The organism is Achromobacter sp. 1014246743 (genome assembly GCF_059760725.1).
Window position 1 is genome coordinate 19,320 of the sequence record NZ_JCBANA010000003.1, and the last position, 23,001, is coordinate 42,320.

At 62.6% G+C, this 23,001-nt stretch carries 19 protein-coding genes and 1 pseudogene; 9 read left to right on the plus strand and 11 right to left on the minus strand.

The annotated features are described in order from the left end of the window. The first annotated feature begins 71 nt into the window (after nucleotides 1-71). Together AC6LJ2_RS02170 and AC6LJ2_RS02175 are read left to right on the plus strand one after the other, a co-directional pair. Nucleotides 72-848, plus strand: coding sequence for an SDR family oxidoreductase (locus AC6LJ2_RS02170; protein ID WP_263914034.1), 777 nt, complete (start codon nucleotides 72-74; stop codon nucleotides 846-848). Beyond that, complete coding sequence (locus AC6LJ2_RS02175; protein ID WP_498150645.1) at nucleotides 841-1,239, plus strand: GlcG/HbpS family heme-binding protein; 399 nt, start codon at nucleotides 841-843, stop codon at nucleotides 1,237-1,239. Before AC6LJ2_RS02170 ends, AC6LJ2_RS02175 begins: the two co-directional genes overlap by 8 nt. A 6-nt stretch (nucleotides 1,240-1,245) precedes the next feature. Here the strand turns inward: AC6LJ2_RS02175 and AC6LJ2_RS02180 are convergent, their stop codons facing one another. Beyond that, nucleotides 1,246-6,417 (minus strand): RecQ family ATP-dependent DNA helicase, encoded by a 5,172-nt coding sequence (locus AC6LJ2_RS02180; protein WP_498150646.1) that lies wholly within the window; start codon nucleotides 6,415-6,417, stop codon nucleotides 1,246-1,248. A 143-nt stretch (nucleotides 6,418-6,560) separates the two neighbouring features. Between AC6LJ2_RS02180 and AC6LJ2_RS02185 the strand changes: the two genes are divergently transcribed. From AC6LJ2_RS02185 to AC6LJ2_RS02195, 3 genes are all read left to right on the plus strand, one after another. Then, a complete protein-coding gene (locus AC6LJ2_RS02185; RefSeq protein ID WP_498150647.1) occupies nucleotides 6,561-7,703 on the plus strand; it encodes a protein NO VEIN domain-containing protein in 1,143 nt (380 codons plus the stop codon). 111 nt (nucleotides 7,704-7,814) lie between these two features. After that, nucleotides 7,815-8,843, plus strand: coding sequence for a MerR family transcriptional regulator (locus AC6LJ2_RS02190; protein WP_263914141.1), 1,029 nt, complete (start codon nucleotides 7,815-7,817; stop codon nucleotides 8,841-8,843). A gap of 8 nt (nucleotides 8,844-8,851) precedes the next feature. Continuing rightward, a complete protein-coding gene (locus AC6LJ2_RS02195) occupies nucleotides 8,852-9,202 on the plus strand; it encodes a VOC family protein (protein ID WP_025136157.1) in 351 nt (116 codons plus the stop codon). A 12-nt stretch (nucleotides 9,203-9,214) separates the two neighbouring features. Here AC6LJ2_RS02195 and AC6LJ2_RS02200 read toward each other — a convergent pair whose 3' ends face one another. Then, nucleotides 9,215-10,201, minus strand: a complete 987-nt coding sequence (locus AC6LJ2_RS02200; protein ID WP_498150648.1) for an AraC family transcriptional regulator — start codon at nucleotides 10,199-10,201, stop codon at nucleotides 9,215-9,217. A 170-nt stretch (nucleotides 10,202-10,371) separates the two neighbouring features. Here AC6LJ2_RS02200 and AC6LJ2_RS02205 point away from each other — a divergent pair, with 170 nt between their 5' ends. Both AC6LJ2_RS02205 and AC6LJ2_RS02210 read left to right on the plus strand, forming a co-directional pair. Continuing rightward, a complete protein-coding gene (locus AC6LJ2_RS02205; RefSeq protein ID WP_263914029.1) occupies nucleotides 10,372-11,223 on the plus strand; it encodes an SDR family oxidoreductase in 852 nt (283 codons plus the stop codon). A 183-nt stretch (nucleotides 11,224-11,406) separates the two neighbouring features. Beyond that, on the plus strand, nucleotides 11,407-12,396 hold the full coding sequence (locus AC6LJ2_RS02210; RefSeq protein ID WP_498150649.1) for a hypothetical protein: 990 nt from the start codon (nucleotides 11,407-11,409) through the stop codon (nucleotides 12,394-12,396). A 15-nt stretch (nucleotides 12,397-12,411) separates the two neighbouring features. Here the strand turns inward: AC6LJ2_RS02210 and AC6LJ2_RS02215 are convergent, their stop codons facing one another. The 7 genes from AC6LJ2_RS02215 to AC6LJ2_RS02245 all read right to left on the minus strand — a co-directional run bounded on the left by AC6LJ2_RS02215 (nucleotide 12,412) and on the right by AC6LJ2_RS02245 (nucleotide 19,330). Next, entirely contained in the window at nucleotides 12,412-13,893 is a 1,482-nt protein-coding gene (locus tag AC6LJ2_RS02215; protein WP_498150650.1) for an FAD-dependent monooxygenase, read from the minus strand. A 105-nt stretch (nucleotides 13,894-13,998) separates the two neighbouring features. Next, on the minus strand, nucleotides 13,999-15,003 hold the full coding sequence (locus AC6LJ2_RS02220) for a phosphotransferase family protein (protein WP_498150651.1): 1,005 nt from the start codon (nucleotides 15,001-15,003) through the stop codon (nucleotides 13,999-14,001). Next, a complete protein-coding gene (gene eno / locus AC6LJ2_RS02225; protein WP_498150652.1) occupies nucleotides 15,000-16,304 on the minus strand; it encodes a phosphopyruvate hydratase in 1,305 nt (434 codons plus the stop codon). The genes AC6LJ2_RS02220 and eno overlap by 4 nt, the downstream gene beginning before the upstream one ends. 5 nt (nucleotides 16,305-16,309) lie before the next feature. Next, on the minus strand, nucleotides 16,310-17,275 hold the full coding sequence (locus AC6LJ2_RS02230; RefSeq protein WP_498150653.1) for a C-terminal binding protein: 966 nt from the start codon (nucleotides 17,273-17,275) through the stop codon (nucleotides 16,310-16,312). 88 nt (nucleotides 17,276-17,363) lie between these two features. Further along, nucleotides 17,364-17,942 carry a VOC family protein gene (locus tag AC6LJ2_RS02235; RefSeq protein WP_498150654.1) on the minus strand — a complete coding sequence of 193 codons (579 nt, stop codon included), beginning with the start codon at nucleotides 17,940-17,942 and terminating at the stop codon, nucleotides 17,364-17,366. Then, on the minus strand, nucleotides 17,939-18,787 hold the full coding sequence (locus AC6LJ2_RS02240) for a fumarylacetoacetate hydrolase family protein (RefSeq protein ID WP_263914021.1): 849 nt from the start codon (nucleotides 18,785-18,787) through the stop codon (nucleotides 17,939-17,941). The genes AC6LJ2_RS02235 and AC6LJ2_RS02240 overlap by 4 nt, the downstream gene beginning before the upstream one ends. A gap of 96 nt (nucleotides 18,788-18,883) precedes the next feature. Further along, nucleotides 18,884-19,330: a nuclear transport factor 2 family protein gene (locus AC6LJ2_RS02245; protein WP_263914020.1), complete on the minus strand. Its 447-nt coding sequence runs from the start codon at nucleotides 19,328-19,330 to the stop codon at nucleotides 18,884-18,886. A gap of 146 nt (nucleotides 19,331-19,476) precedes the next feature. On the opposite strand from AC6LJ2_RS02245, the gene AC6LJ2_RS02250 reads away from it, so the two are divergent. Beyond that, entirely contained in the window at nucleotides 19,477-20,487 is a 1,011-nt protein-coding gene (locus tag AC6LJ2_RS02250; protein WP_263914019.1) for a LacI family DNA-binding transcriptional regulator, read from the plus strand. Here AC6LJ2_RS02250 and AC6LJ2_RS02255 read toward each other — a convergent pair. Then, on the minus strand, nucleotides 20,474-21,598 hold the full coding sequence (locus AC6LJ2_RS02255; RefSeq protein WP_498150655.1) for an MBL fold metallo-hydrolase: 1,125 nt from the start codon (nucleotides 21,596-21,598) through the stop codon (nucleotides 20,474-20,476). The two genes, AC6LJ2_RS02250 and AC6LJ2_RS02255, sit on opposite strands and share 14 nt — an antisense overlap. A 78-nt stretch (nucleotides 21,599-21,676) precedes the next feature. On the opposite strand from AC6LJ2_RS02255, the gene AC6LJ2_RS02260 reads away from it, so the two are divergent. Next, nucleotides 21,677-22,330: a TetR/AcrR family transcriptional regulator gene (locus AC6LJ2_RS02260; RefSeq protein WP_498150656.1), complete on the plus strand. Its 654-nt coding sequence runs from the start codon at nucleotides 21,677-21,679 to the stop codon at nucleotides 22,328-22,330. Nucleotides 22,331-22,526: 196 nt separating this feature from the next. Here AC6LJ2_RS02260 and AC6LJ2_RS02265 read toward each other — a convergent pair. After that, a pseudogene (locus AC6LJ2_RS02265) lies at nucleotides 22,527-22,774 on the minus strand (alcohol dehydrogenase catalytic domain-containing protein); the annotation flags it as partial. Nucleotides 22,775-23,001 lie beyond the last annotated feature (227 nt).

Below are 23,001 nucleotides of genomic sequence, written 5' to 3' on the forward strand. Positions count from 1 at the left end.
TGTTTTGATAGTAGCGTGTTCCTACACTGGCTGGCAGCAGTGCACATCTCAGTACGGAAGGAATGCAAACCATGTTTCAGAAGATCTTGATTACAGGTGCCAGCTCGGGTTTTGGTCGGGGCGCCGCAATTGAATTGGCGCGTCAGGGCCACCAGGTCGTGGCCACCGCCGAAACCTGGCCGCAGGTGCGCAGCCTGCGGGCAGATGCCGCGGAGGCGGGCGTGGCCATGGAGGTCATCAAGCTCAACCTGCTCGACAGCATCGACATCGCGCACGCCGGCCGTTTTGATCCCGACGTGTTGGTGCTGAACGCGGGCGTGATGGAAGGCGGCTCGATTGCGGATATCCCGATGCAGCGGGTCCGTGAGTCGTTCGACATCAATGTGTTCGGGCACTTGCAGCTGGTGCAGGCCATCGTGCCCAAGATGGTGGCGCGCCGGTCGGGGAAGGTGGTGTGGACGTCGTCGATGGGCGGCATTCTGGTGGTGCCGTTTCTGGGCATCTACTGCGCGACGAAGCACGCCATCGAAGCGATTGCCGGGTCGATGAAGGCTGAACTGGAACCCCATGGCGTGAAGGTCGCCACGGTGAACCCCGGCGTCTTTGGCACGGGTTTCAACGACACGGGCGCAGAGAGCTTCGTGCAGTGGTACGACGCCGACAAGGCGGTGGTGCCGATGCCGGACTTCAGCGCAAGCCTGCTGAACCAGGCCGATCCGCAGGAAATGATCGACGCGATGGTCGAGATCATTCCCGCCGAGAAACACCTGTATCGCACCATGCGGCCGCTTGCGACGATCGATGTGGCCAAACAGTGGCAGGCCACGGAGTGGTCACAGAATGCCTGACATCGCGATTGACGAGGCGCATCGCCTGGTGGCCCGTGGCCGCCAGGCCGCCGAGCAGGCCGGGGTGAAGGCGGTGTTCGCGGTGCTGGATCGCGGCGCGAACCTGGTCACGTTTACGCGCATGGACGATGCGTGGCTGGCATCGAACGAACTGGCGCTGGCCAAGGCCCGGGCATCGGTGATGTTCCGGATGCCCAGCGAAGCGCTGAATGCGCCGTTGCAGGTGGGCGTGCCGGCGCCGCATTTTGATCATGTGCACGCAGGTGGGCTGTTGCTGATGGGCGGGGGGCTGCCGTTGTTTGACGAGCAAGGGGCGTTGCTGGGGGCGCTGGGGGTGTCCGGCGGGACGCCGGAGCAGGATGCGGCGATTGCGCGGGCCGCACTGACGTGATGGATATCAGTGAGGCTGGCTTGGGATGACGACGACTTCGGCCAGTGGCGTCTCCCATTGATCCACCTGGAGCAGAGGCAAGTATTGTTCGGCGGTTTGCGATCGCGTACGCACCATGACGGCTATCACGCTGGCAGTCCCATTTTGAAGAGGGGTTTCGTCTACGCGTTTGGCAAGTTGCCCCACTATTTGGCCCGACGAGGAATGGACCACGCGGCCTCTCACATCGACGGCGTCGCCGGCTTTCAGCGCGGCGAGCGCGGTATGAATAGGCTCGGTCTTCGCCTTGCGGCCTGCGTATCCGATATCCATGTCGGCCGGTCCCAGCATGACATATCGGCGTTCAATATCCGCGCGGTGTTCAGGTCGAATGCGCGGCAGCTGGTCATGCACTCCATCCAGCGTTCCCAGATCGACGAGATGGGGGTTGCGCCCACTCTCTGCCCGCATCAAGCTCAATGATTGGCGAGCGCGCGTCATCGCAACATACAGCAGCCGCCGTTCGTCTTCTTGGTCCCATCGCCAGTCGTCACAGTCCATGACGATTACATGGTCAAACTCCAACCCTTTGGCTGCGTGCGCCGTCATCAGCCTGATGGCGTTTTCGCGCCCATCGCGTCGCAATTCACTGGAGGCTTCGTAAAACAGATCCAATGCTTCGGCGGCAGGAACGACATCTGCCTGCAGGCTGCAAATCACTTCATCGACAGCGTCCAGCAAATCGAGCAGCACGCCATTTTTGGGCTGAGCGAGTCGTAGGCGAAGCAGCATTTTTCGCAGCGCTGGGAGCCGGACCATGCGCAACTGGCGTTGCCTCAGCCTCTGCGCCAATCCCCAGCCTTCTCGTGTTCGCATCAGAGCAATCTGTCCCTTGGCCGCCTCCGGCCCGGTGATCTCGCAGGCAAGACCTTCGACGTCACAGATGGCCCGAATTTTCTCCAAGGGAGCATGGGTGCGGCTGAGCACGGCAATCGCCGAGAGTTTTGTCGTGGGGTCAAGTCGTCGGATGTGCTGGATCTCGGCGAGGATCAACTGAGCCTGCAGGTTCGGATCTGATGGGCTGGTGATCAAGCGAACGGCGCCTTTACCCGCTTTATCGGCCGTGGCCCATCGGCCTCCGGGCGGCTCGTCCTTGCGGCGAGCATCAATGCGGATCGGGTGGTCCACCTTCATGCGGTCGGCGCCGCGCTGGATAACGTGGTTGGCGGCCGAGATGATGTTCTGCGTGGAGCGGAAATTCTCGACCAGATAGGTAAGCTCTCCTTCATAGTCGGCGCGGAAGCGACGGATGAATTCGATGTTTGCGCCTTTGAACGAGTAGATATTTTGGTCATCGTCGCCCACGGCCATGATGCTGAGCTTGGTGTCTGCGTCGGATCGTCGGCGGCCAGCCAGCGCGCTGACCAAGGCGTACTGTAGTTCGTCGATGTCCTGGTATTCGTCAACGAAGATATATTCATAACCCTGCAGCAGCCGATCTCGCACCTCGTCGGCGTCTACCAGGGCTGACGCATTGCCTTCGAGCAGGTCGATGGCATCCTGCAGCATTTTCTTGAAATCCACGTTGCTGGCATTGCGTTCCGCGCCCGCCAGGCTGGTGCCGGTCAAACGTAGTGCCATGGCGTGATAGGTCATGACCAATACGCCGTTGGCATCTTCTCCTGCTAGCGCCATCAGCCGACGCTTTAGTTCGATGGCTGCGCCCCGATTGTAGGTCAGCGCGATGATGCGTCCCGGCTGGATGCGTTGAACCCGCAGCAGATAGGCGATTCGATGCACGATGACCCGGGTTTTTCCAGAGCCGGGGCCGGCCAGAACCAGGTGGTTTCCGGTTCGAGGTTGTGTGACCAAAGCCTGCTGCACGGGATGCCGCAGATCATCTACGATGCGTTGGTAGGACTCGTCAGTAGTTTTGCGCTCGAGCAATTCGGTGCGCCCGCGGAAGAACTCTCGGATGAATTGCTTGTGGGGCAAGGTGAAGTATGCCTTGACCAGGGCAAGTGCTTTTGCGGAGTCTTCGACACCCAGCAAGGCGTATTCATGCATGACATGCGTCTGCAGCGTGCGCTCCTTGTAGAACTCCTCCAAAGGCGCAAAAGAGGCCTGGTTAAACCGTCTGGCGCTGTCCGAGTCCATTCGGATGGTCATAGCAGACCGGAAAATGGATCGCCCCTTGTCCAACTCGAGTACCCGAGTCTGGTGCAGATAAAGCAGGGCGTGCTCGAGGGCAACTTCGGGTTCGCGCAACGTGCTTTTCAAAACCAGATCGTCGTTGATCGCATCAATCAGATCCTGGGCTTTGCATTCCACCAGGCAGGCACCCTTGACACCGTCCGGCACTTGGGCGAGCAATCGATTAAGGGTGACTTGGGCGACGGCACGTCGCAGTTCGCATATTTTTCGAATACTGGACCAGGGGCGGCGCAGGGTCACGCGCAGCGTGTCGTCGCCGAGTGATTGCAGCTGAATCATGCTGCGCTTGTCGTTGCCGGCGCCAAATCCATCGGTCATGGATCGCAAGCACGCCCGGATTTGCGACGGGTCGAGCTGGCCCTTGTCGTCGTCCAGCTTGAGGCGGTGTCGTAGTTCGGTGCAGACCGCTCTCAGATTGAGATGCTGCTGTGCGTCGGTCTGATTGGCGTCGGGAGCGCTTTCCGCCATGAGCTCGACGAGCTCTTTTTCCATCGCGCTCAGATATTCCAGGCGGGAAGCGGATGCGCCTTTCACTCCCCGCATCAGGCGCACCGTCAGGCCCAGGTCGTTGACCAGAATGCCCAGTTTGGCCAATTGATGAACAATGCGAAAGCACTCTTCGGGCCTGATGCCCGCATCGAGCATGAGTTCATCGGTGCTCAGACCTTCGGGTGTTTCCGAGCTGAAAAGGGCAGTGGCGACAGCGAGGAACTGCTGTTGCACGCGAGCGGTCAGATCAGCCTTTTCAATACATTCTTTGGCTTCTTGCAGAGTCGCCACGCGCAGGCTTGCCGGGAACACTTTGGTGGCGTTCTCGTCGCGCTTCAAAAAGCCGTGTCGTTCCAGCCAGGACAAGGCAGTCGTGACTTTTGTGCTGGCATCTGGCGAGTCGACTTCAATGCCCGTTCCGGTGCTTTGCGTCAGCAACTCTTTGGCCGAGATCACGATCTCGTCCTTGCCAAGCTTCTTGGCTTGAAATCGCAGGGCCCGGAGCAGCCCGGTGAAGTCTCGTTGCGACAGCTGCGAGGTGGAAGCCAGACGGAACTGGGTCTCCACATCCTGGGAATCAAACAGCAACACGCAACGGGCATCGGCGCCATCGCGGCCCGCTCTGCCGGCTTCTTGCAGGTAATTTTCCAGAGATCCTGGAATCTCGGCATGGATCACGAGGCGCACGTTGGGCTTGTCCACGCCCATACCAAATGCGTTGGTGGCCGCAATAACCTGCAACTCACCGTCCAGAAACTGGCGTTGCGTCTCCTTGCGCCGTTCGGCCGAGAGACCCCCGTGGTAGCAGCCGCAGGCTATACCTTGCTGTAGGACGATCTGGGCAATGATCTCGGCGTTTTTTCGCGTCGCGCAGAAAATGACTGCGGCATCATCTTGTCGCAAGCCATCGCGCAACAGCTCGACGATGCGCTGTGGCTTTTCTCCGCCGGCGGTTGGCATTACGGCATAGGACAGGTTCGTGCGTTCGTGGCCACCTAGAAACTGTTTCAGTTCGATCTGAAGACTGTCCTGAAAGTGGCTGATCAGATCGTCGACGACGTCCGGTTTGGCCGTAGCGGTAAAGCAAGCTATCGGCGCGTGTCCGGGAAACTGTTCCTTGATGAAGCGGGAAACGTATAGGTAGTCTGTCCGGAAGTCATGCCCCCATTTGGACAGGCAGTGGGCTTCGTCGAATACCCAGGCGGCGATCTCTCGCATGCGGATTGCTTCGACGAAAGTGCGGCTTCTGAACTGCTCTGGAGAAACCAGGACGATGCCGATATCGCCCAGACGAATACGGTTCAGTACGTCCCGCCGTTCCAGCGGAGTGAGCATTCCGTTGACGGTGGCCGCGCATTGGACGTCGGCTTTCAGCAGATTGTCGACCTGATCCCGCATCAGTGATTGCAGCGGCGAGATAACGACAGTCAACCGCCCTGAGCGACGATAGTGCACCAGGGCGGGAAGCTGATAGCAAATGGATTTCCCGCCACCTGTGGGCAGGACGGCGAGCATGCTTTCGCGAGCCAAGCCGGCGCTGACGATCGCACGTTGCAATGAAGAGCCGTCAGCGGTGGCCGGTTGCGCCCGGAAGCCGGGTTTACCGAATAGCGCGGCGAGCAGCGCTTCAGGGTTGTGATTGTGTCGGCAATATGTGCACTCGGACTGATGGCAATCCGTTTCACGTAGTTCGGCAATCAGTTTTCTGACAGCGGGAATTTCGTGAAATACCCAATGCGGAAGGATGGAGTTGCCGCCCGCGACGCGGATCCAACCAAGTGCGAATGCAACTGTCCAAGGATCTTGATTATCGAACGATGCTGCAATGTCGGTGACCAGATCCTGCAATCGAGTGGCACAGCAGTGACCCGAAAACCGGCTGGCGATGATGGGGGCCACCATGGCGCCGGCGGGTGGAGCTTCGCCGCGCACCTGTCGCAGCACCAGCGCCATTGCCTGGTCGCGATGCAGCAGAAAGTGCAGGACGGCCAGCCACCAAGGCTCTTGGGCATGGGCCTGCAACAGCGCCTCGACGGCTTCTTCGAATACGTTGAGGGCTACCCGAGCGTCCTGGGTGGGATTGTTACGCTGATCCGAGAGCAGCTTGTAGCCTTTCACCAATCGATGATAGGGATTTGTTGGAAAGGCTAGCGCTGAAAGCTCAAGGGTATCGATGACAGGCCACTGCAGGCATTCCAACCGTGGTAGTTGGTCGCGCATCAGCAGTATGTCGTGGCGCTTCAAGTTATGTCCCAACAGGACTTGGCCGTCAAGGGAGAAGTCATTCAGGGACGCGGTAACCGAGCCAGCCTTGATCAAAGAACTGGGTTGGTTGAACTCGTCTGGCCTGTCTGATCGGACCGCGCCGACAGCGAAAATCTGGTTTCCCTTATCGGGATGGGCCTCAATATCGACGGAAACGATTCGGCTCTCAGAGGCGATGCGCTGAGCAAGTATGCGGTGGGAGTCGAGAATGAGTGTTTCTGATGAAGCCAAAGCAAACAGCAAAATACGGGAAAGTAGGGTGTTGTAACATGAAGTGTTATTTTCATATTTTTTGTCGGCACTGTGTCAATACCAAAATGCCAATGCAACTTCCGCGACACTAATTTCGCTGCAGCGATTAAGGCGAGGTTGTGATGGCGCTTGATTTGTCCCGCCTTCAAAGCCCCGCTGCAGTTCAACGCGCACTGGACGAGTTCGCGCAACTTGGCCGAACGGCCTTTCTGTCGCGCTACGGGTACGCGAAGTCGCGCAGCTTTCTGGTGCGCGACGCCAAGACCGGGCAGTTGTGCGATGCCAAGGCCATCGTCGGCGTGGCCTTCGGCTATCAGTTTCCCGACGAGGGGCCGCTGAAACCCACGGACTTTTCGGATGGCGAGGCGACCGTCGTGCCCCGGCTGCAACAGCTGGGTTTCGAGGTCGTGACGATCGGCGAGGATTGGACCGCGGACGAGGTGCAGGCGACGGTGGCCTCGTACTTCGAAATGCTGCGGCTGGAAGCGGCGCAGCAAGCCTACGTGAAGTCGGAATTCAATGCGCAGTTGCGTCCCAGATTGCGCAATCGCAGCAAAGCGTCGGTGGAACTGAAGTACCAGAACATCAGCGCGATCTTGAACGGTCTGGAATTGCCGTTCATTCGCGGCTACAAGCCCCGAGGCAATGCGCAATTGCTGCTGCGCCAGGGGGTGCAGCGGTTCATTCAAGCGCAGCCGGGCCTGGTTTCTCAGGTCGTTGACGCGATCGAGGAAGTCAAGGCGCCGGGCGAACGGACGTTTCATGCATCGTTGGTGGAGCCGCCAGCCCTTGAAACCGTGGCGCAGCTGGAAAAGGGCGCATCCAAGCTCAGGTTGCCGCGCAAAACCAATTGGGCACAGCGCGACGAAGCGAACCGAAAGTTGGGGCGTGCCGGCGAACACTGGGTGATCGGGTTCGAGCAACGCCGCCTTGTCGAAGCCGGGTATCCGGAACTCTTCGAACAGCTGGACTGGGTGTCGGATCGGCTGGGCGATGGCATCGGTTACGACATCCTGTCGCACGAAACACCCAGCCAGCACCGCTTTATCGAGGTCAAAACCACGAACGGTGGCCATGCGTCGTCATTCATCATCAGCCGCAACGAGCTGGAATTTTCCGAGGAAGCGGAAGAGGCATTTCACCTTTACCGCGTGTTCCAGTTCAGCGAAGCGCCCAAGCTTTATATCCTGAAGGGCCGGCTGCACGATCAGCTTCACCTGGAACCGATTGATTATCGGGCGTCATTTCGGCGCATGGCCGGGTAGCGCACGGCCGCCGAATGTCGCTTGACCGAGGTCGAGCGGACACGGATGCTTGACCCGACCCCTGGGGCCACCCTCACGCTAGCGGCTCTTGGTCAACATAAAGGGTGGTGTATGCGTGCTTCTCAATCGTGCATGAGTGCTTCCGAGGCCGCCAGGCAACTTGGCGTGTCGGTCAAGGCGTTGCGGCTTTATGAGCGCCAGGGCTTGGTCAACCCGGGCCGCAGCGAGGCGGGGTACCGAATGTATGCCGCCGCAGACATGGCGCGTGCGGCGAAGGTGGCGGCGTTGCGCGGGTTGGGGCTTAGCCTGGCGCAGGTGGCCAGGGTGCTGGATGGCGATCCGGCTAGCCTGCAAGCGGCGTTGGCGGCGCACGATGCGGCGCTTGCCGGTGACATCCAGGCGCTGGCGGGCAAATTGGATAAAGTGCGGAGCATTCAGGCGGATCTGGCGCAAGGCCAGATGCCGTCGGGCGCGGCGCTGGCCGGCTTGCTGGGTCCGACGGCAGACATCCGTGCGGCGTTTGCGCTGCCCTGGCCGTGGGGCGGAGAATGGTTCGAACTGCGGGACGTCCGGCCCTTGAATTACCTGATCGGCTCGTTGGGTAGCGGCAAGACCCGATTGGCGCAGCGCCTGGCCCAGGCCTTGCCCAATGCCGCATTCCTGGGCTTGAATCGCCTGGACGACGGATGCGCTGCTGCCAAGGCGCAACTGGCGGCCGACGCAGCGCTGCAGGCACGCGTCAATGAGGCGCTGGCGTGGCTGATCGGCGAGGGGGCGACGCGATCCGACGCCCTGGTGGCATTGCTGGGCAGCCTGCTGGCCGACGGGCCCGACGTGTGGGTGGTGGATATGGTCGAGCAAGGGCTGGACCACGCCACGCAGCAAGCCCTGATGGCGCATCTGCGACATCGCGCCAGGCATGCGGGCCCGCCGCTGTTCTTGATGACGCGCTCTACGGCTATTCTTGATCTTGCTGCAGTCGGCCCGGACGAGGCGATTCTGCTTTGCCCGGCCAATCACAGTCCGCCACGTCGCGTCGCGCCCTATCCCGGCGCGCCAGGCTACGAGGCTGTGGCGATGTGCCTGGCATCGCCTGAGGTGCGGGAACGCATCGCGCGACACTCACCTGACCACCCATAGGACGCCCCATGCAAGTCAAGCGCATCATCGCCAATATCCCTGCCGCCGATCCTGCCGTGGTGGACCGGTTCTATCGGGAAATCCTCGGCTTGGACCTGGCCATGGACCATGGCTGGATCCGCACGTACGCAGGGTCGGCCAAGATGACGGTACAGCTCAGTGTCGGCAGCCAGGGCGGCGCGGATACGCCGCTGCCGGCGCTGTCGATCGAGGTGGATGACCTTGCCGAGGCGCTGCGCCGGGTCGAGGCGGCAGGTGTTGCCGTCGAGTACGGCCCGGTCAGCGAACCCTGGGGCGTGCGCCGGTTCTATGTCAGGGATCCCGTGGGGACATTGGTCAATATTCTGCAGCACGAATAGCGTGCGCCGCGATCAATGCGTCGACGCCACGGCTTCCAGCTGCGCCGCCGGCAAAAGCGCAAACGCGAACTTCATTTCCCGCGCTTCTTCCCCCGGGCTGCGCCCGAACTGCCGCTTGAATTCCCGGTTGAACTGCGAGGCGCTTTCGTAGCCGACGCGGGCGGACGCGGCGGCGGCGGTGAGGTTGTCGCGGATCATCAGCAGGCGGGCCTGGTGCAGCCGGACGGACTTGATGTACTGGATGGGCGAGGTGCGGGCGATGGCCTTGAAGTGCGCGTGGAAGGCGGGCGCGCTCAGGCCGGCCTCGCGCGCCAGCAGGCTGACGTCCAGGGGCCGCGCGTAATCGTTGTGGATGCTTTGCAGGACGCGCGAGATGCGGCCGAAGTTGCCCTGGCTGGCCAGGGCGGCCCGGATCGCACCGCCTTGCTCTCCTTGCAGCACCCGAAAGCACAGCTCGCGCACGATGCCAGGCGCCAGTACCCGGGCTTCGATGGGTGAAGACAGGGCACGCAACAGGCGCAGGGTGGTGTCGGCCAAGGTAGCGTCCAGCGGTGTCGAGACGATGCCTTCGGGCGCGGGGACGCCTTGCGCGTTTGAGCCAGGCGCCGGCCGTTGCGCGCGCTGCGCCTGCCGCTCCTTGTCGTCGCCGTCGACTTCGATCGCCAGGTCTGCCACGGTGGTCATGTCCAGTCGCACGGACACGGCCAGCAGCGGCTCTTGCGGGGTGGCGTCGGTTTCGGTGGAGAAGGGGAGCGGCACGGACAGCACCAGATAGTGCTGCGCATCGTAGTGGTAGACCCGGTCGGCCAGGTAGCCCCGCTTGGAGCCTTGGCAGACGATGACGATGCTGGGTTCGTACAGCACCGGGGTGCGGCCCACGGGCCGGTTGGCGCGCATGAAGCGCACGCCGTCCAGGCGCGACCGGGTGTACCCCTCTTGCGGGGCCAACTGGGCGAGCAGGGCGGTCATCTGGTGCTGGGCAGTGGTGGCAGTCACCATGGCGTGAATCTCCGGCTAAGAGTCTTAGGCATGATTTTGCCCGGTATTGGGCAAGAGTGGGGCCTTGGGTTTAGGAATAGGCAATCATCCGATAGCTGTGTGCCTATTCGACCAGGGCCTGCGCGCCTAGCATCTGTTCCTGCAATCCCCTCACATCAGGAGCACAGCAAATGCAAAATCATCAAGGCAACAACGTGTGGTTCATTACTGGCGCCGCTCGCGGCATCGGCCTCTCGCTGGCTCGCCAATTGCTGGCGCGCGGCGACAAGGTGGCGGCGACGTCGCGGACGTTGGACAGTCTGCACAAGGCGCTGGGCAGCGACACCCCGAATCTGCTTGCGCTGGAAGTCGATCTGGTGTCGGAAGCCAGCGTGCAGGCGGCCATCGAGCAGACCATGGCCACGTTTGGCCGCATCGACGTGGTGGTCAACAACGCCGGCTATGGTCAGCAGGGGGCGGTGGAGGCGCTGACGGACGAAGAAGTGCGGCGCAATTTCGAGGTCAACGTGTTCGCGCCGCTGCACGTGTTGCGTCACAGCCTGCCGCATCTGCGCCAGCAGCGCAGCGGACATATCTTCAACGTGGCGTCGATTGCCGGCTTCATGGGTGGCTATGCGGGCTGGGGTAGCTACGTGGCGACCAAGTTCGCGCTTGCCGGGCTGACCGAGACGCTGGCAGCCGAGGCGGCGGAATTGGGCATCAAGGCGACAGTGGTGTATCCGGGGCCGGTGCGCACGGAATTCCTGACGAACAACAGCCTGGTGATCGCCAAGCGGTCGATTGCGGATTACACCGCGGCGCAAGCCTCGCTGGATCTGCATCAGGGGCTGGACGGCAAGCAGGACGGGGACCCGGAAAAGGTGGCGTTGCTGATCCAGCAGGCTGCGTCGGTAGCCGAACCGCCCGTGCATCTGTTCGTGGGCAAGCTCGCCAACGGCTTTGCCGACGAGAAGCAGGAAGCGGTCCGCCGCGATCTCACGGGGTGGAGAGGCGCGTCCGAAGCGACGGATTTCGCGAACTGAACGGGGGCGGGCCGGTGTCGCTCCGGCCCGCCCGGCCTTCGGGTATCGTCTACGGCTGCGACGACCGGAGGTCCGGTAGCGCTCGCACATCGATGCGGAAAGGCGATAGGCATGTCCGGTTTCCATACCCTGTTCAAGCACGGCGCGCGCCTGGCGCAGTGGGCATTGCTCGCGGCGTGGCCTGTGGCGCACGCCGCCCAGGCGGGCTCTTACACCCACGCCAACGATATCCCGCCGCGTCAGCAATGGACGGCCAATTACGGTTATTGCGGCGAGGTCGGATTGATCAGCGCAGGGCTGTATTACGGGCAGTATGTGTCTCAGTACGACGCCCGAGCGCTGGCCAGCCGCAATCGGGATCAGGCCAGGCAGGGCAGCCAGTTGCTGTTGGGCGTCAATGACGCCTACGCGGCCGCGCAAATGCGCTTGCAGGCCGTGCCGTGGCAGGGCGGTTCCGGGACGAGCGCGAATGACTTCCTGGTCTGGGTCAAGACCCATGTGGCGTCGGGCCATCCCGTCCTGATCGGTGTGTATGAAAACCTGCGCCTGTTCGAGGATACGGATGACGACGACGCGGGCGATGCGCAGTACGACCATATCGTGTCGGTGATCGGCGTCTCGTCGACGCGGCCTGTGACGACACCGGCGGCCTATGCCGCCGATGAGGTATTGACGTTCAGCGACCATGGATTGTGGTCGCCTGAGGGCAAGCCGGATTATCTGTACCGCTACGCCTTCGGGGCGTTTCAGGCGACGCGGCAGCAGGCCAACGCAGCGGACGGCGCGGTTTATTCCTTGCCGCGTGGCGCCGGCAACCATGGCCTGGCGATCACGGGGATCATTGACCGCGACGGGCAGACGCTGCCGGTGCGCTTGTCGACGAGCGTCAACGACGAGCAACCCGCGATGCCGGAAGGCGGCCGAGCCCGGCCCGCGTCCCGGCCGCTGACCTTGACGGTGACGGTGTCCGGCCTGAAGCCCGGCGTGCCGTACACCTTGTATCGCTACGACAGCTTCCAGGCGGTGCCGGATGCGGCCTTCAACGGCAATGCGTCCAAAGCCAGCAAGCAGTGGAAGCTGCGGGGCGATGGCGGGTCTACGTATACCTTGCAGGAATCGATTCGGTCCGATCAGGTAGCGGTGTATCGCGCCGTGCCGGACTCGGCGCCGTGAGGCGCCCGGGCGTCCTCAAAGGTCCACGACGCCATCCGGACGAATCGCCAGCGCAGCGTCATCCGCCAGTCCGGTCAGCGATTGCCACGTGACGCCGTCGTCGATGAACCGAAAATCCGACCCCACCCGGTAGGCGGTCCCGGTTGCAGGGCGGGGCGCTTGAGCGCCGCCGACGTTCACATAGCCTGCACCAAATAGATCCAGCGTCGAACGGCGCTGCCCCAGATGTTCTATCCAGGCGTGCGGAAAGCGCGTGCCAGGTTGTGCGTGCAAGGTCGGCACCGTGTCGTCGGCGCCGTAGCGGGTGCGCATCTGCAGTTCGCCATAGTCGACCAGCCGGTCAAAGAAACCGGCGTTGTCGTCCGTGCGAATCTGGAAGCGGGCGTCGAAGTCGGTGCGCAGCCACGCCTGTTCGCCGTTGCGGCGGGCCACCGGGCGGCGTTCGCGGTCGTAGGTATCCAGCAGGGTGGGGGCGGCGACGCCTTGCAGGACGTGGGCGATTTTCCAGGCCAGGTTGTGCGCATCGGCGATGCCGGTGTTGGCGTTGAAGCCGCCCCAGGGCGGCATCAGATGCGCGGCGTCACCCATCAGGAAGACGCGTCCATCGCGGTAACGGTCGGCGACACGGACTCGTGTGTTCCACGGAGACCGGTGCAGCAGGGTCACGGCAATATCGGCGCCGATGGCGGCCTGCACCAGACGCGTCAGGTGGTCGTCGGTCCACTGCTCGGGCTGCTGCGTCGCGGGGTCGCAGGCCAGGTGGAACGACCAGCGGGTGGCGTTGTTCATCGCCAGGAACAGGCCGCTGACCCGCTCGTTGTGCACCTCGCACTGGCTGAAGGTTCTGTCGGCGACCTGGCGGGTCAGGTCGGCTTCGAAGAACAGGTTCAGGTAGTGGCGGTTGGCGTCGATGCCCTGGCGCTCGATGCCCAGGCGCCGCCGGATGTCGCTGCGGCCGCCGTCCGCGGCGAACAGGTAGTCGGCGTGCAGGGTGTGTTCCGCGTGGCTTGCGATATCGCGGACCGTTGCGATGACGCCGTCTGGCTGTTGTTCGAAACGCAGCAATTCCCAGCCGAAACGCACGTCGCCGCCACGCGCTTGCAGGGCCTGGCGCAACACCGGTTCGACCAGCGTCTGCGGGCAGGCGGTCAGCTCGCATGGCGACGGATCGGCCAGTGCGTGCAGCTTGGCGATGTCCGCGAGCGGCAGCGATTCGGCTTCCCGCATTGACCGGCCACGCCGGGCGCCGCCGAATTTGCCTTGCTTCCAGGCGGTCTTGGCGACGGCTTCGATGTCGTCCTGCAGACCGACCGAGCGATAGAGCTCGAGCGTCCTGGCCGAAAAGCCGCGGGCGCGCGGCAGGGGCGAACCGGTCTGGCTGCGTTCGACCAGGATGAAGGGGACGCGATGGCGTTGCAGGAACAGGGCAGCGGACAAGCCGACGATGCCGCCGCCGACGATCAGGACCGGAACCGTATCAATGCGTTGTGGTGTCATGCCGATGGCTCTCAAGCGGGCGTGGGCCCGATGAGCGGCACTATAATTTATCAGTGATAAATTTTCAAATGATAAGCGGAGACACTGCGAAGCAAGCAGGCATCTTCATCGCGACAGCACGGCTATCCACCTTGCCACCACCGCGTCAAGGGTGGCAGGGGCATGTTCAATCAGGGGGATGGCGCAAGTGCGCACCAGATCCTGGTCCCGTTCATCATGCAGGTATTCAACTGGTGACTTGCCGTCAATGCGCGCCAGAAACAACGCTGGCAATAGCGCTGCGGCCCGGGCTTCCAGTTCTCCGGTCGACTCCCACTGCACTCCGGCCAGGTAGTGATCGCGCAATGCCGCAAAGGCGGCGAGATACTCGTCTTGTTGGCGCGGCCGGACCAGGCACTTGAGCAGCAGATGATTCAGGCAAAAGGCAAGATCAAAGGCCGGGTCTCCGTACCAGGCGCACTCGGCGTCCAGAAGCACCGGTGAGGTTGGGCCCACGAGAATGTTCTTGGGACTGACGTCGCCATGTACCAGCGCCACGCGTGAAGCGATCGTGGTCTGAATCAGGGAATCCAGTTTGCCGGCCAGGGCTGGGTGCTTTCTGCCGGTGTCGAGCAAATAGGGTTCCAGTCGCAAGGCGTAGAAATTGTCGGTGGTGTCAAAGCGCTCGGGGATGGAGGCGTCAGCCGCGCTGGCGTCGTGGATGATGGCCAGCGTGGCACCCACCGCAGCTGCGGTGGCGAGAGAGATCTTGCCTTCAAGAAGCTGTGCTTTCCACAAGGGATAGTCGTGGGCAGGCAGGAAGCGCATCGCGAAAAGACCGGCCTTGGCGTCGTGCGCCAGCGGTTCGGGGACGGCGGTTGGCACATGCCGCGCCACGAATTGCAGCCACTCCCATTCCGAGGCGTTGCGAGAGATCGGGGCATGCCAATCGGCCTTGACCTTCAGCTGCGGCAGCGCGCGTTTGATGCAAATGTCATGGCTGGGGGTGACCACCCGCCAGATATCCGAAGAGACCCCGCCCGCCAGCGGGGTCCACTGCGCCGGTTCGTCGGGCAGGCCCAGTCCCGTGCGCAGAAAGAAGTCCTGTAGCGTAGCGTCCGGCGCGATCACGGCGCATCTCCCTGCCATGCGCGGTACTGGGACATGCCAGCAAAGGGGGCGCCGGTGCCTTCTTCAATTCGCAGCAGCTGGTTGTATTTGGCCAGACGGTCAGAGCAACGGACAGAGCCGATCTTGATGTGGCCTGCCGCGCAGCCTACGGCAAGGTCGGCAATGAAGGCGTCTTCGGTCTCGCCGGAACGTGCTGAGACGATCGCCGCATAGCCCGCACGGCGGGCGCGTGCGATGACGTCCAGTGTTCCCGTCAGGGTGCCGTTCTGGTTCAATTTCACCAGCACGCCATTGCCGATATTGGCCGCAATCCCTTTTTCCAGACGGGTGGCATTGGTCGTGAAAAGATCGTCGCCCACAAGCTGGACCTGTGGGCCGAGCCGCGCTGTCAGCGTTTGCCAGTCGTTCCACGCTTCTTCGTCGAGCCCGTCCTCGATTGAGCAGATCGGGAAGTCGCGGACCCACTCTTCAAACAGAGCGATCATTTCCTGCGCCGTCGCCAGGCGTCCTTCACGCGTCAACGCATACCTGCCTTCAGGCCCTTTCAGGGCACTGGCGGCCACGTCGATCGCAATGCTCATATCGATTCCAGGACGAAAGCCCGCGTGCTCAAACGCTTCGACCATAAACTGCAGCGCTTTGCGTCCGGTGCGAAAGCCCGGGCTCAAGCCGCCCTCGTCCGCCAGCAGCGTGGGCAGCCCGCGCTGCGCCATCAATTCGGCCGCGGCAGTACGGAGCAGGGCCACCTGGCGCAGGGCATCGTCGATCGAACGAGCCGCAACCGGCACGGCCAGGAAGTCCTGCATATCCATGCCGCGGCCGGCGTGCAGGCCACCGCTGAGGATATTCACCATGGGCATGGGCATCGTCACTTGCCGATTGCCGGACAGTTCGGCGATGCGTTCGTGCAAGGCCTGGCGGGAAGCGACGGCAAAGGCCCGGCATAGCGCAAGTGAAACGCCCAGGACCGCGTTGGCGCCCAAGCGCGACAGGTTGGGTGTGCCGTCTGTTGCGCGCAGGAGACGATCGGCCCCTTCCTGGTCCGCCGCGTCAAAGCCCGCCAGCGCTCGCGCGAGCTCGCCGTTCACATGGGCGACGGCCTTGCGTACCCCCAGGCCGGCATAGGCTGCGGGATCGCCGTCGCGAAGTTCGTGTGCCTCTGCCGCGCCGGTGGACGCCCCGGAAGGGACGGCCGCGCGCCCGAGTGAACCGTCCTGAAGTTCGACGTCCACTTCAACCGTGGGACGCCCGCGAGAGTCCAGTATCTGCCTGGCGCGTAGGGATTTGATGTGGAATTTCATAGATTTCAGGGATGAGGGGTGGGACGATTCACAGCATGCAGAGCCGTGCTGCCGCTGAGCACTCGGACCACTTCGGCGCAGGCGCGGCGGCGCAGTTCAGCGAGAGAGGCGTTGGAAGAGAACGCGACATGTGGGGTAAGCATGACGTTCGGTAGCTTGGCGAGGCTGGCGGGTATGTGGGGCTCGCCATCCAGCACGTCCAGGCCGGCAGCGCCGAGCTGACCGCTGGTCAGTGCCGCTGTGAGCGCTTCGGTGTCGACAAGCCCTCCGCGGCTGACGTTCACCAAAAGGGAACCTGGCCGCATGAGCGCAATTCGACGGGCATCGAACAGATGCTTGGTCGCCGGAGTCAGCGGCGCGTGCACGATGACCACGTCGCACGCGGCCAACAGCGCTTCCAGAGGCGCGTGGCTGACACCGTCTTCGACCACCCTGCCCGGGGTGTTGACCACGATGCGGCCGCCCCACGCCTTGAGCTTTGCCGCAGTGCGGCGCCCAATGCGGCCGTAGCCGACGATACCCACGACAAGTTCGGACAGGCGCTTCAGGCGCGCCGTCTCGGGCTCCCAGTGCCCTTCACGGGTCCGCGCATGAAAGGTGTGCAAGCCCCGCGTCCAGGCCAGCACCATCGCCAGTGCATGGTCCGAGACCTCCTCGACGCAATAGTCCGGCACGTTGGTGACCAGTACCCCCTGGCGTGTGGCCTGCGCGACGTCGATGTTGTCCAGGCCGACGCCCAGCCGTGCAACCACCCTCAAGTCCGGACTGGCGGCGATGGCCTGGGCATTGATATGCGCCCAGCAGGTCAGGATCGCCGCAGGCCGGTGCAGGGCCACCAAACGCACCACGTCTTCCTCGGCGGGGGGCGAGGGCGGACCGTGGATTAACTCGAAGCCGGCTTCTCCGACGATTTGTTCCTCGATGCTCAGATCGGGCCAGGCATAGTCGGTCAACAGTACTTTTTTCAGCATCACATGCCCCGAATGGTGTGCGCGGCTTGGATATGGCTCGCGCGGTCGGACCGGGCAAGGCCGCGTGAACGGCCCCTGGTGTTTCAGGTCAGGTATCGGCGCGCTTGGTGAGCCGGGCTATCGGCTCGCCGGCTTCGTAGCGGTGGATCAGGTCCTCGGGATCGAAGGGAACGCCGATGGGATTGCGGCGAAAGGCCTCGCCATTCATCCAGGCGGTCGCTTCGTCGGCTGTCTCGAAGACGTCGATCTGTAGTTCGACCGCATTGCCATCCGGGTCGCGGTAATACATCGACATCGTGGGGCCGTGCACGATCGGGTAGTAGGGCAGAATGCCGATTCCCTTGAGGCGAGTGTAGGTCTGCAGGAGCTGCTCAAGGCCGCTGTAGGTGAAGGCGACGTGATAGAAGCCGACGCTATCCGGTGGTGCCGGATCGGTCCAGTCGTTGGAACCCATGAGCGCGATGCGATGATGTTCGTCGTCATAGGTCAGGAACGTGATCTCGTCGGCGGCAAAGACGATGTGCGCGCCCAGTACCGTGCGGTACCAGTCGATCATCTTGCTCAACTGCCGGGTGCGAAAGACCAGGTGCGCCAACTTTTTCGGCTTGACGAGGTCCGGGGTGATCGCCCGACGGGATTCAAGGGAGGGCAGTTCGGGGTTATTCATCTCGTGGCTCCAATGACGTTTCGCAGGATTCCAATGCCGGTGACTTCGACTTCCACGGTTTCTCCGACTTGCATGAACCGAGGTGGTTGGCGCAACGCGCCGACGCCAGAGGGCGTACCCGTTGCGATTACGTCGCCGGGCTCCAGCTGGCAGATCGTGGAGATGTAGTTCAGTAGAAAGCCCAGGTCCCAGGCCATCAAGTCGAAGCCGCTGTTCTGCATGACTTCGCCATTCAGGCGCGTCGTCAGATGCAGACGGGAGGGATCGGGAATGTCGTCGGCCGTGACAAGCCACGGGCCTAAAGCGCTGCTCGAATCGAAATTCTTGCCGGCGGTGATGCTGTGTTTCTGGAAATCGCGCGCGGAACCATCCATGAAGATGCTGTAGCCGGCGACATAGTCCTTCCATCGATGTTGGGGGATGTGGCGTCCGCTGCGGCCGATGACGATGGCGATCTCGCCTTCGTAGTCGTATTGGGTGCTGGGCGCGGGGTAGTGCAGTGGCTGGCCGTGACCGACAATCGCCTGCGGGTGTTTGCTGAACAGGACCGGAAACGCGGGTTCGTCCTTGCCGGTTTCAAGCTGGTGCGAGCGGTAAGACCAGCCCAGGGCAAAGATGCGGGCGTCCAATCGCGGATTGACCGGCAGAAATTCGATTTCAGACAGTTTGAAGTCGGCCGAAGCGCCCTGGCACAGACGCTCGGCTTCACTGACCAAGCCTTGCGCGAGCAAATCCCGCAGGTCCTGGCAGCGCCCATTGAGTCTTGTCTTCAGATCGATGAAGCCGGTGTCCACGATGGCGCCGAAAGCGATTTGATCGCCGGCTTTTACGGTAGCGAGTTTCATGAGCATCCTTGTCTTGGCAGAGCAATCCGGTCTTGGGGGGTAGTGCTAACGTTAGCGCTGCGAGTTGTGCAATCTTTGGGGGCGAAAGTTGGCGTGCTAGGCCAGGGCCTTGAAGTCGTGGATGGGCTGTCGGATCTGGATCTTCCAGTCGCCGTCGATGCAGCGCATGTCGTCGACATAGCGCCCGACGACCACTGGGCCATTGAGCGGCGCGTGTAGCGGTGGGACGGCATCGCCGTAGACATGCATATAGAGCGTGACGTACGAGTCCACGGTTGCAGTCTGGCGGCTATGCAATGTGGTGCGCATATTGGTGATCACATGCCGCATCAAGAAATCTGGCTTGAATTGGGCCATTCGCTCGCGCAGTTGGATGACGCCGCGCACGTCGCCTTCGTGTCGTTTCCATAGGCCGTCCGGCGCGAAGTAGCGTTCCATTTCGTGATATTCGCGTGCGTCGAAATGCGCCGTGAACCGAAGAACGGCCGCTTCGCAGCGCATGACAGCGGCCCAATGTTCAAGGGCTTGATCGGTGTGGTCCATATGCGGTCTCCAGATCAATGACGGTCCAAGCATGGCATTTTTTTAAAAATAGTGCAATCGATAGCATTGATGATTATCTAGGAGGAAAATTCATCCAGTTGTATACTTCGTGCCATCGTTAGCAACCAAACAGACTCGATTCCCTCATGGCAATAGCGAAAGACATCGCGGCGATGTTGCAGATATCGGTATCGACGGTGGGGCGAGCCCTCAGAGACGACCCACGGATAAGTGCAGAGACAAAGCAGCGGGTGTCGCGGGCGGCGGCTGACCTGGGATACGTGGCCAACCGTGCCGCGCAAATGATGCGGGGCGTGTCCAGCAATCTGATCGGGCTTCTGGTTCCAGATATCCGCAACGGCTTTTACTCGACTGCGGCCCACGCGTTGTCGCAGTGCCTGGCCGCTGGCGGCTATCAACTGATGCTCTGCGAAACGGGTGACGATCGCGTAATCGAGTCGCAGCATCTGCGCGAGTTGTCGAGTGCCCATGCCGCAGGCGTGATCATCGTGCCTAGCGCCAAACCGCTAGCCGAGTCGATTCGTCTGCTGGGCGCCATGCCGCATTGTCAATTGCTGCGCCGTTGCGCCCCGCTGGGGAATCAGTGCTTTGTGATCGATGACGCCAACGCGATTCAGGTGGCAACTCGGCACCTGATGGCGCTGGGGCATGAGCGCATCGCATATATCGGCGGATCTGCTGACCTGTCCACCGGCGCGGCGCGATTGGACGGGTTTCGCGACGCGCTGCGAGGCACCAAGGCCGCCGGTATGGCCCGCGAAGAAGTGGGCCCGCCTTCGTCGTGGGAGGTGGGACGTAGCGCCGTCCGCCGCCTTCTCGACCTACCGGAACCGCCGACGGCGATCGTACTGGGATCCGTGCAGATCACGTATGGCGTGCTGGATGCACTGTGTGCGTACGACATCGCGATTCGCAACCGTCTATCCGTCGTCGGTTTCGGCGACGAGCCTGGTTTTCGGTGGTGGGGGCCAGGCCTCACGACACTGGCGATGCCCGTGTCCGAGCTGGCTACCGCTTGTGGCCTGTGGTTTCAGCACCAGCTGAAAAGCCATGCGGCGGAACGGGCGCCCTACACCTCGGTGTCTCTTGCGGAGCTGATCGTACGCGGCAGTACGCGGGCTGTCACGGTGCCTTGAGGCCGCTGGCCATGCCCTTCTGGCTCGCTGTCGGCTGGGTCAGTCTTCGCCACCAGGCCGACCCCCCATGCGGTGCGCCCACATCCAACCTTTCCCCCATCTCGGGCGTGGTCACTGCCACGCCGCGCTCGGCTGCCAAGGCGCTGATGCGTTCGAAGGGTTCCTGCCAGGCATGCATGGCCAGGTCGAAGGTGCCGTTGTGTATCGGCAGCAGCACGCGGCCACGCAGGTCCAGGTGGGCCTGCAGGGTTTCTTCGGGCTGCATGTGCACGAAGGCCCAGCGCTTGTCGTAGGCGCCGGTTTCCATCAGGGTCAGGTCGAACGGGCCGTACGCGTCGCCGATGGCTTTGAAGCCGTTGAAGTAGCCGGAGTCGCCGCTGAAGAATACGCGCAGGTCCTCGTCCTGGATGACCCACGATGCCCACAGGCTGCGGTCGCTGTCGGTCAGGCCACGGCCCGAGAAATGCTGGGCCGGGGTGGCGGTCAGGCGCAGGTCGTCGACCACGGTGGATTGCCACCAGTCCAGCTGTTCGACCTGCTTGGGGTCGATGCCCCAGGCGATCAGCTGGTCGCCCACGCCCAGCGGGGTGATGAAACGCCCCGTCTTGCCGGCCAGTTGCAGGACGGCAGCGTGGTCGAGATGGTCGTAATGGTTGTGCGACAGGATCACGCCGGCCAGCGGCGGCAATTCTTCAATGCTGATGGGCGGCGCATGAAAGCGCGCCGGCCCGGCCCATTGCACCGGCGATGCGCGATCGGAAAACACCGGGTCGGTGATCCAGTAACGGCCGCGCAGTTTCAGGAGGATGGTGGAATGGCCCAGGCGGTACAGGCTGCGGTCGGGGGCGGCGTCGAGGTCGGCGCGGGTCAGGGCGCGCACCGGCACCGGCTGGTCGGGCACGGTGCCGGTGGGCTTGTCGAACAGGAAAGCCCACGTCAATTTCAGGCCGTTCCACCAGCCCATGGACGGGCGCGGCGACGGGTTGGTGAAGCGGCCCTCGCGATGTTGGGGAGAATCGGGATAGCTGGGGTTGCGGCTGCACAAGGCAAAGCTGGTCAGGGCGGTCACGGCAAGAAGTCCTAGCAGGAGAGCGGCGAAAGTGCGCGTCATCGGTAGTGTCCAAAATTACACTGCACAGTGTAGTTTCGTTTCTCTGAAAAGTACACTCACCGGTGTAAAATTATCGACATGCCGACGACCCGACCTTCCAAGCCCCAGCCTCCCCAACGCCTGACCGACCGCAAGCGCGCGGCCATCCTGCGCGCGGCGGTCGAGGAATTTCGCAGCGCGGGCTTTGAGGCCACCAGCATGGACCGCATCGCCGCGGCGGCCGGTGTGTCCAAGCGCACGGTCTACAACCACTTTCCCAGCAAAGACGAACTGTTCGGGCTGACGCTGGAGCACCTGTGGAACAGCAGCGCCGACAGCGAAGATCTGGCTTATCGGCCGGATCTGCCGCTGGACCAGCAATTGCGCCAGTTGCTGATGCAAAAGCTGGCGCTGCTGGGCGATGCGAGTTTCATTGACCTGGCGCGCGTGGCAATGGCCGAGATCATTCACTCCCCGGAACGGGCGCAGGCGATCGTGTGCCGCATGGGGGAAAAAGAGAGTGGGGTAACCGCCTGGATCCGGGCGGCCATAGCGGATGGCCGGCTGGCCAAGGTGGACGCGGATTTTGCCGGGCACCAGTTGCAAGGGCTGGTGAAGAGCTTTGCGTTCTGGCCGCAAGTGACGCTGGGCCAGCCGCCGCTGGCGCTGGCCGAGCGGCAACGGGTGGCGGATTCGGCGGTGGCGATGTTCTTGGGGTGTTATGCGGTGAAGCCGGCGGGGCCACGAGGCTGACAGGCTGAGGCGCGATGCGTTTGTACGAGCCGCGAGAGCGTCCGAATGGTCACTCACAAACAGCAAGCGCAGACGTGCATTGAATTGCAAGAGGCAAGCGCTTGCCGGCTCGGCCTGATGATTGGAAGCTCTGCTCCGGTGGACCTTTGCCGGCGCAGTCCCGTGATCTGGCGCATTGGTGTCGCCGGCGGTGTCGCACGATGCTTTCGGCCGCGACGTGGTATTGGGCATAGCTGCCGGGACCGGCGAAGACCTGGGGGGGTACCAGACTTCATCGCCGACCGAGAAGGCGGTTACGCCGGGTCCGACGCCTGCGACTATGCCGGATCCATCGTGGCCCGTAATGGCGGGCAGTGGCACCAGGTCGGGATAGTCGCCGCGTCGAACTTGGTAATCCAGCAGATTGATGGCGGTTGCCTGAACCTGAACCAGGACTTGCCCGGCTTGCATGCGCCTCGGCGGATTCCGCGACCTGTTGGGCAGCGATGAGCGTCATGGATATCTCCTGATATGTGTAGACAAAGAGGACCTGCATCGACCTTTTTTGCCATCCTCGACAACATATCCGGCTGGGGGTGGAAAAGTTTAGCGGAGCGACGGCATTTGCCGCGCGGGTATGGGGCATCAGCTTGCGCTACGATCTGGGCGGCCTGCATCCGATGACCGGTCGT

What these genes read in the sequence shown, in the direction of transcription:
- AC6LJ2_RS02200 (WP_498150648.1), bottom strand. Translation starts at nt 10,201, where the DNA reads ATGGTGACTGCCACCACTGCCCAGCACCAGATGACCGCCCTGCTCGCC.
- AC6LJ2_RS02185 (WP_498150647.1), top strand. Translation starts at nt 6,561, where the DNA reads ATGGCGCTTGATTTGTCCCGCCTTCAAAGCCCCGCTGCAGTTCAACGC.
- AC6LJ2_RS02190 (WP_263914141.1), top strand. Translation starts at nt 7,815, where the DNA reads ATGCGTGCTTCTCAATCGTGCATGAGTGCTTCCGAGGCCGCCAGGCAA.
- AC6LJ2_RS02205 (WP_263914029.1), top strand. Translation starts at nt 10,372, where the DNA reads ATGCAAAATCATCAAGGCAACAACGTGTGGTTCATTACTGGCGCCGCT.
- AC6LJ2_RS02250 (WP_263914019.1), top strand. Translation starts at nt 19,477, where the DNA reads ATGGCAATAGCGAAAGACATCGCGGCGATGTTGCAGATATCGGTATCG.
- AC6LJ2_RS02195 (WP_025136157.1), top strand. Translation starts at nt 8,852, where the DNA reads ATGCAAGTCAAGCGCATCATCGCCAATATCCCTGCCGCCGATCCTGCC.
- AC6LJ2_RS02230 (WP_498150653.1), bottom strand. Translation starts at nt 17,275, where the DNA reads ATGCTGAAAAAAGTACTGTTGACCGACTATGCCTGGCCCGATCTGAGC.
- AC6LJ2_RS02170 (WP_263914034.1), top strand. Translation starts at nt 72, where the DNA reads ATGTTTCAGAAGATCTTGATTACAGGTGCCAGCTCGGGTTTTGGTCGG.
- AC6LJ2_RS02255 (WP_498150655.1), bottom strand. Translation starts at nt 21,598, where the DNA reads ATGACGCGCACTTTCGCCGCTCTCCTGCTAGGACTTCTTGCCGTGACC.
- AC6LJ2_RS02240 (WP_263914021.1), bottom strand. Translation starts at nt 18,787, where the DNA reads ATGAAACTCGCTACCGTAAAAGCCGGCGATCAAATCGCTTTCGGCGCC.
- AC6LJ2_RS02175 (WP_498150645.1), top strand. Translation starts at nt 841, where the DNA reads ATGCCTGACATCGCGATTGACGAGGCGCATCGCCTGGTGGCCCGTGGC.
- AC6LJ2_RS02215 (WP_498150650.1), bottom strand. Translation starts at nt 13,893, where the DNA reads ATGACACCACAACGCATTGATACGGTTCCGGTCCTGATCGTCGGCGGC.
- eno (WP_498150652.1), bottom strand. Translation starts at nt 16,304, where the DNA reads ATGAAATTCCACATCAAATCCCTACGCGCCAGGCAGATACTGGACTCT.
- AC6LJ2_RS02260 (WP_498150656.1), top strand. Translation starts at nt 21,677, where the DNA reads ATGCCGACGACCCGACCTTCCAAGCCCCAGCCTCCCCAACGCCTGACC.
- AC6LJ2_RS02245 (WP_263914020.1), bottom strand. Translation starts at nt 19,330, where the DNA reads ATGGACCACACCGATCAAGCCCTTGAACATTGGGCCGCTGTCATGCGC.
- AC6LJ2_RS02235 (WP_498150654.1), bottom strand. Translation starts at nt 17,942, where the DNA reads ATGAATAACCCCGAACTGCCCTCCCTTGAATCCCGTCGGGCGATCACC.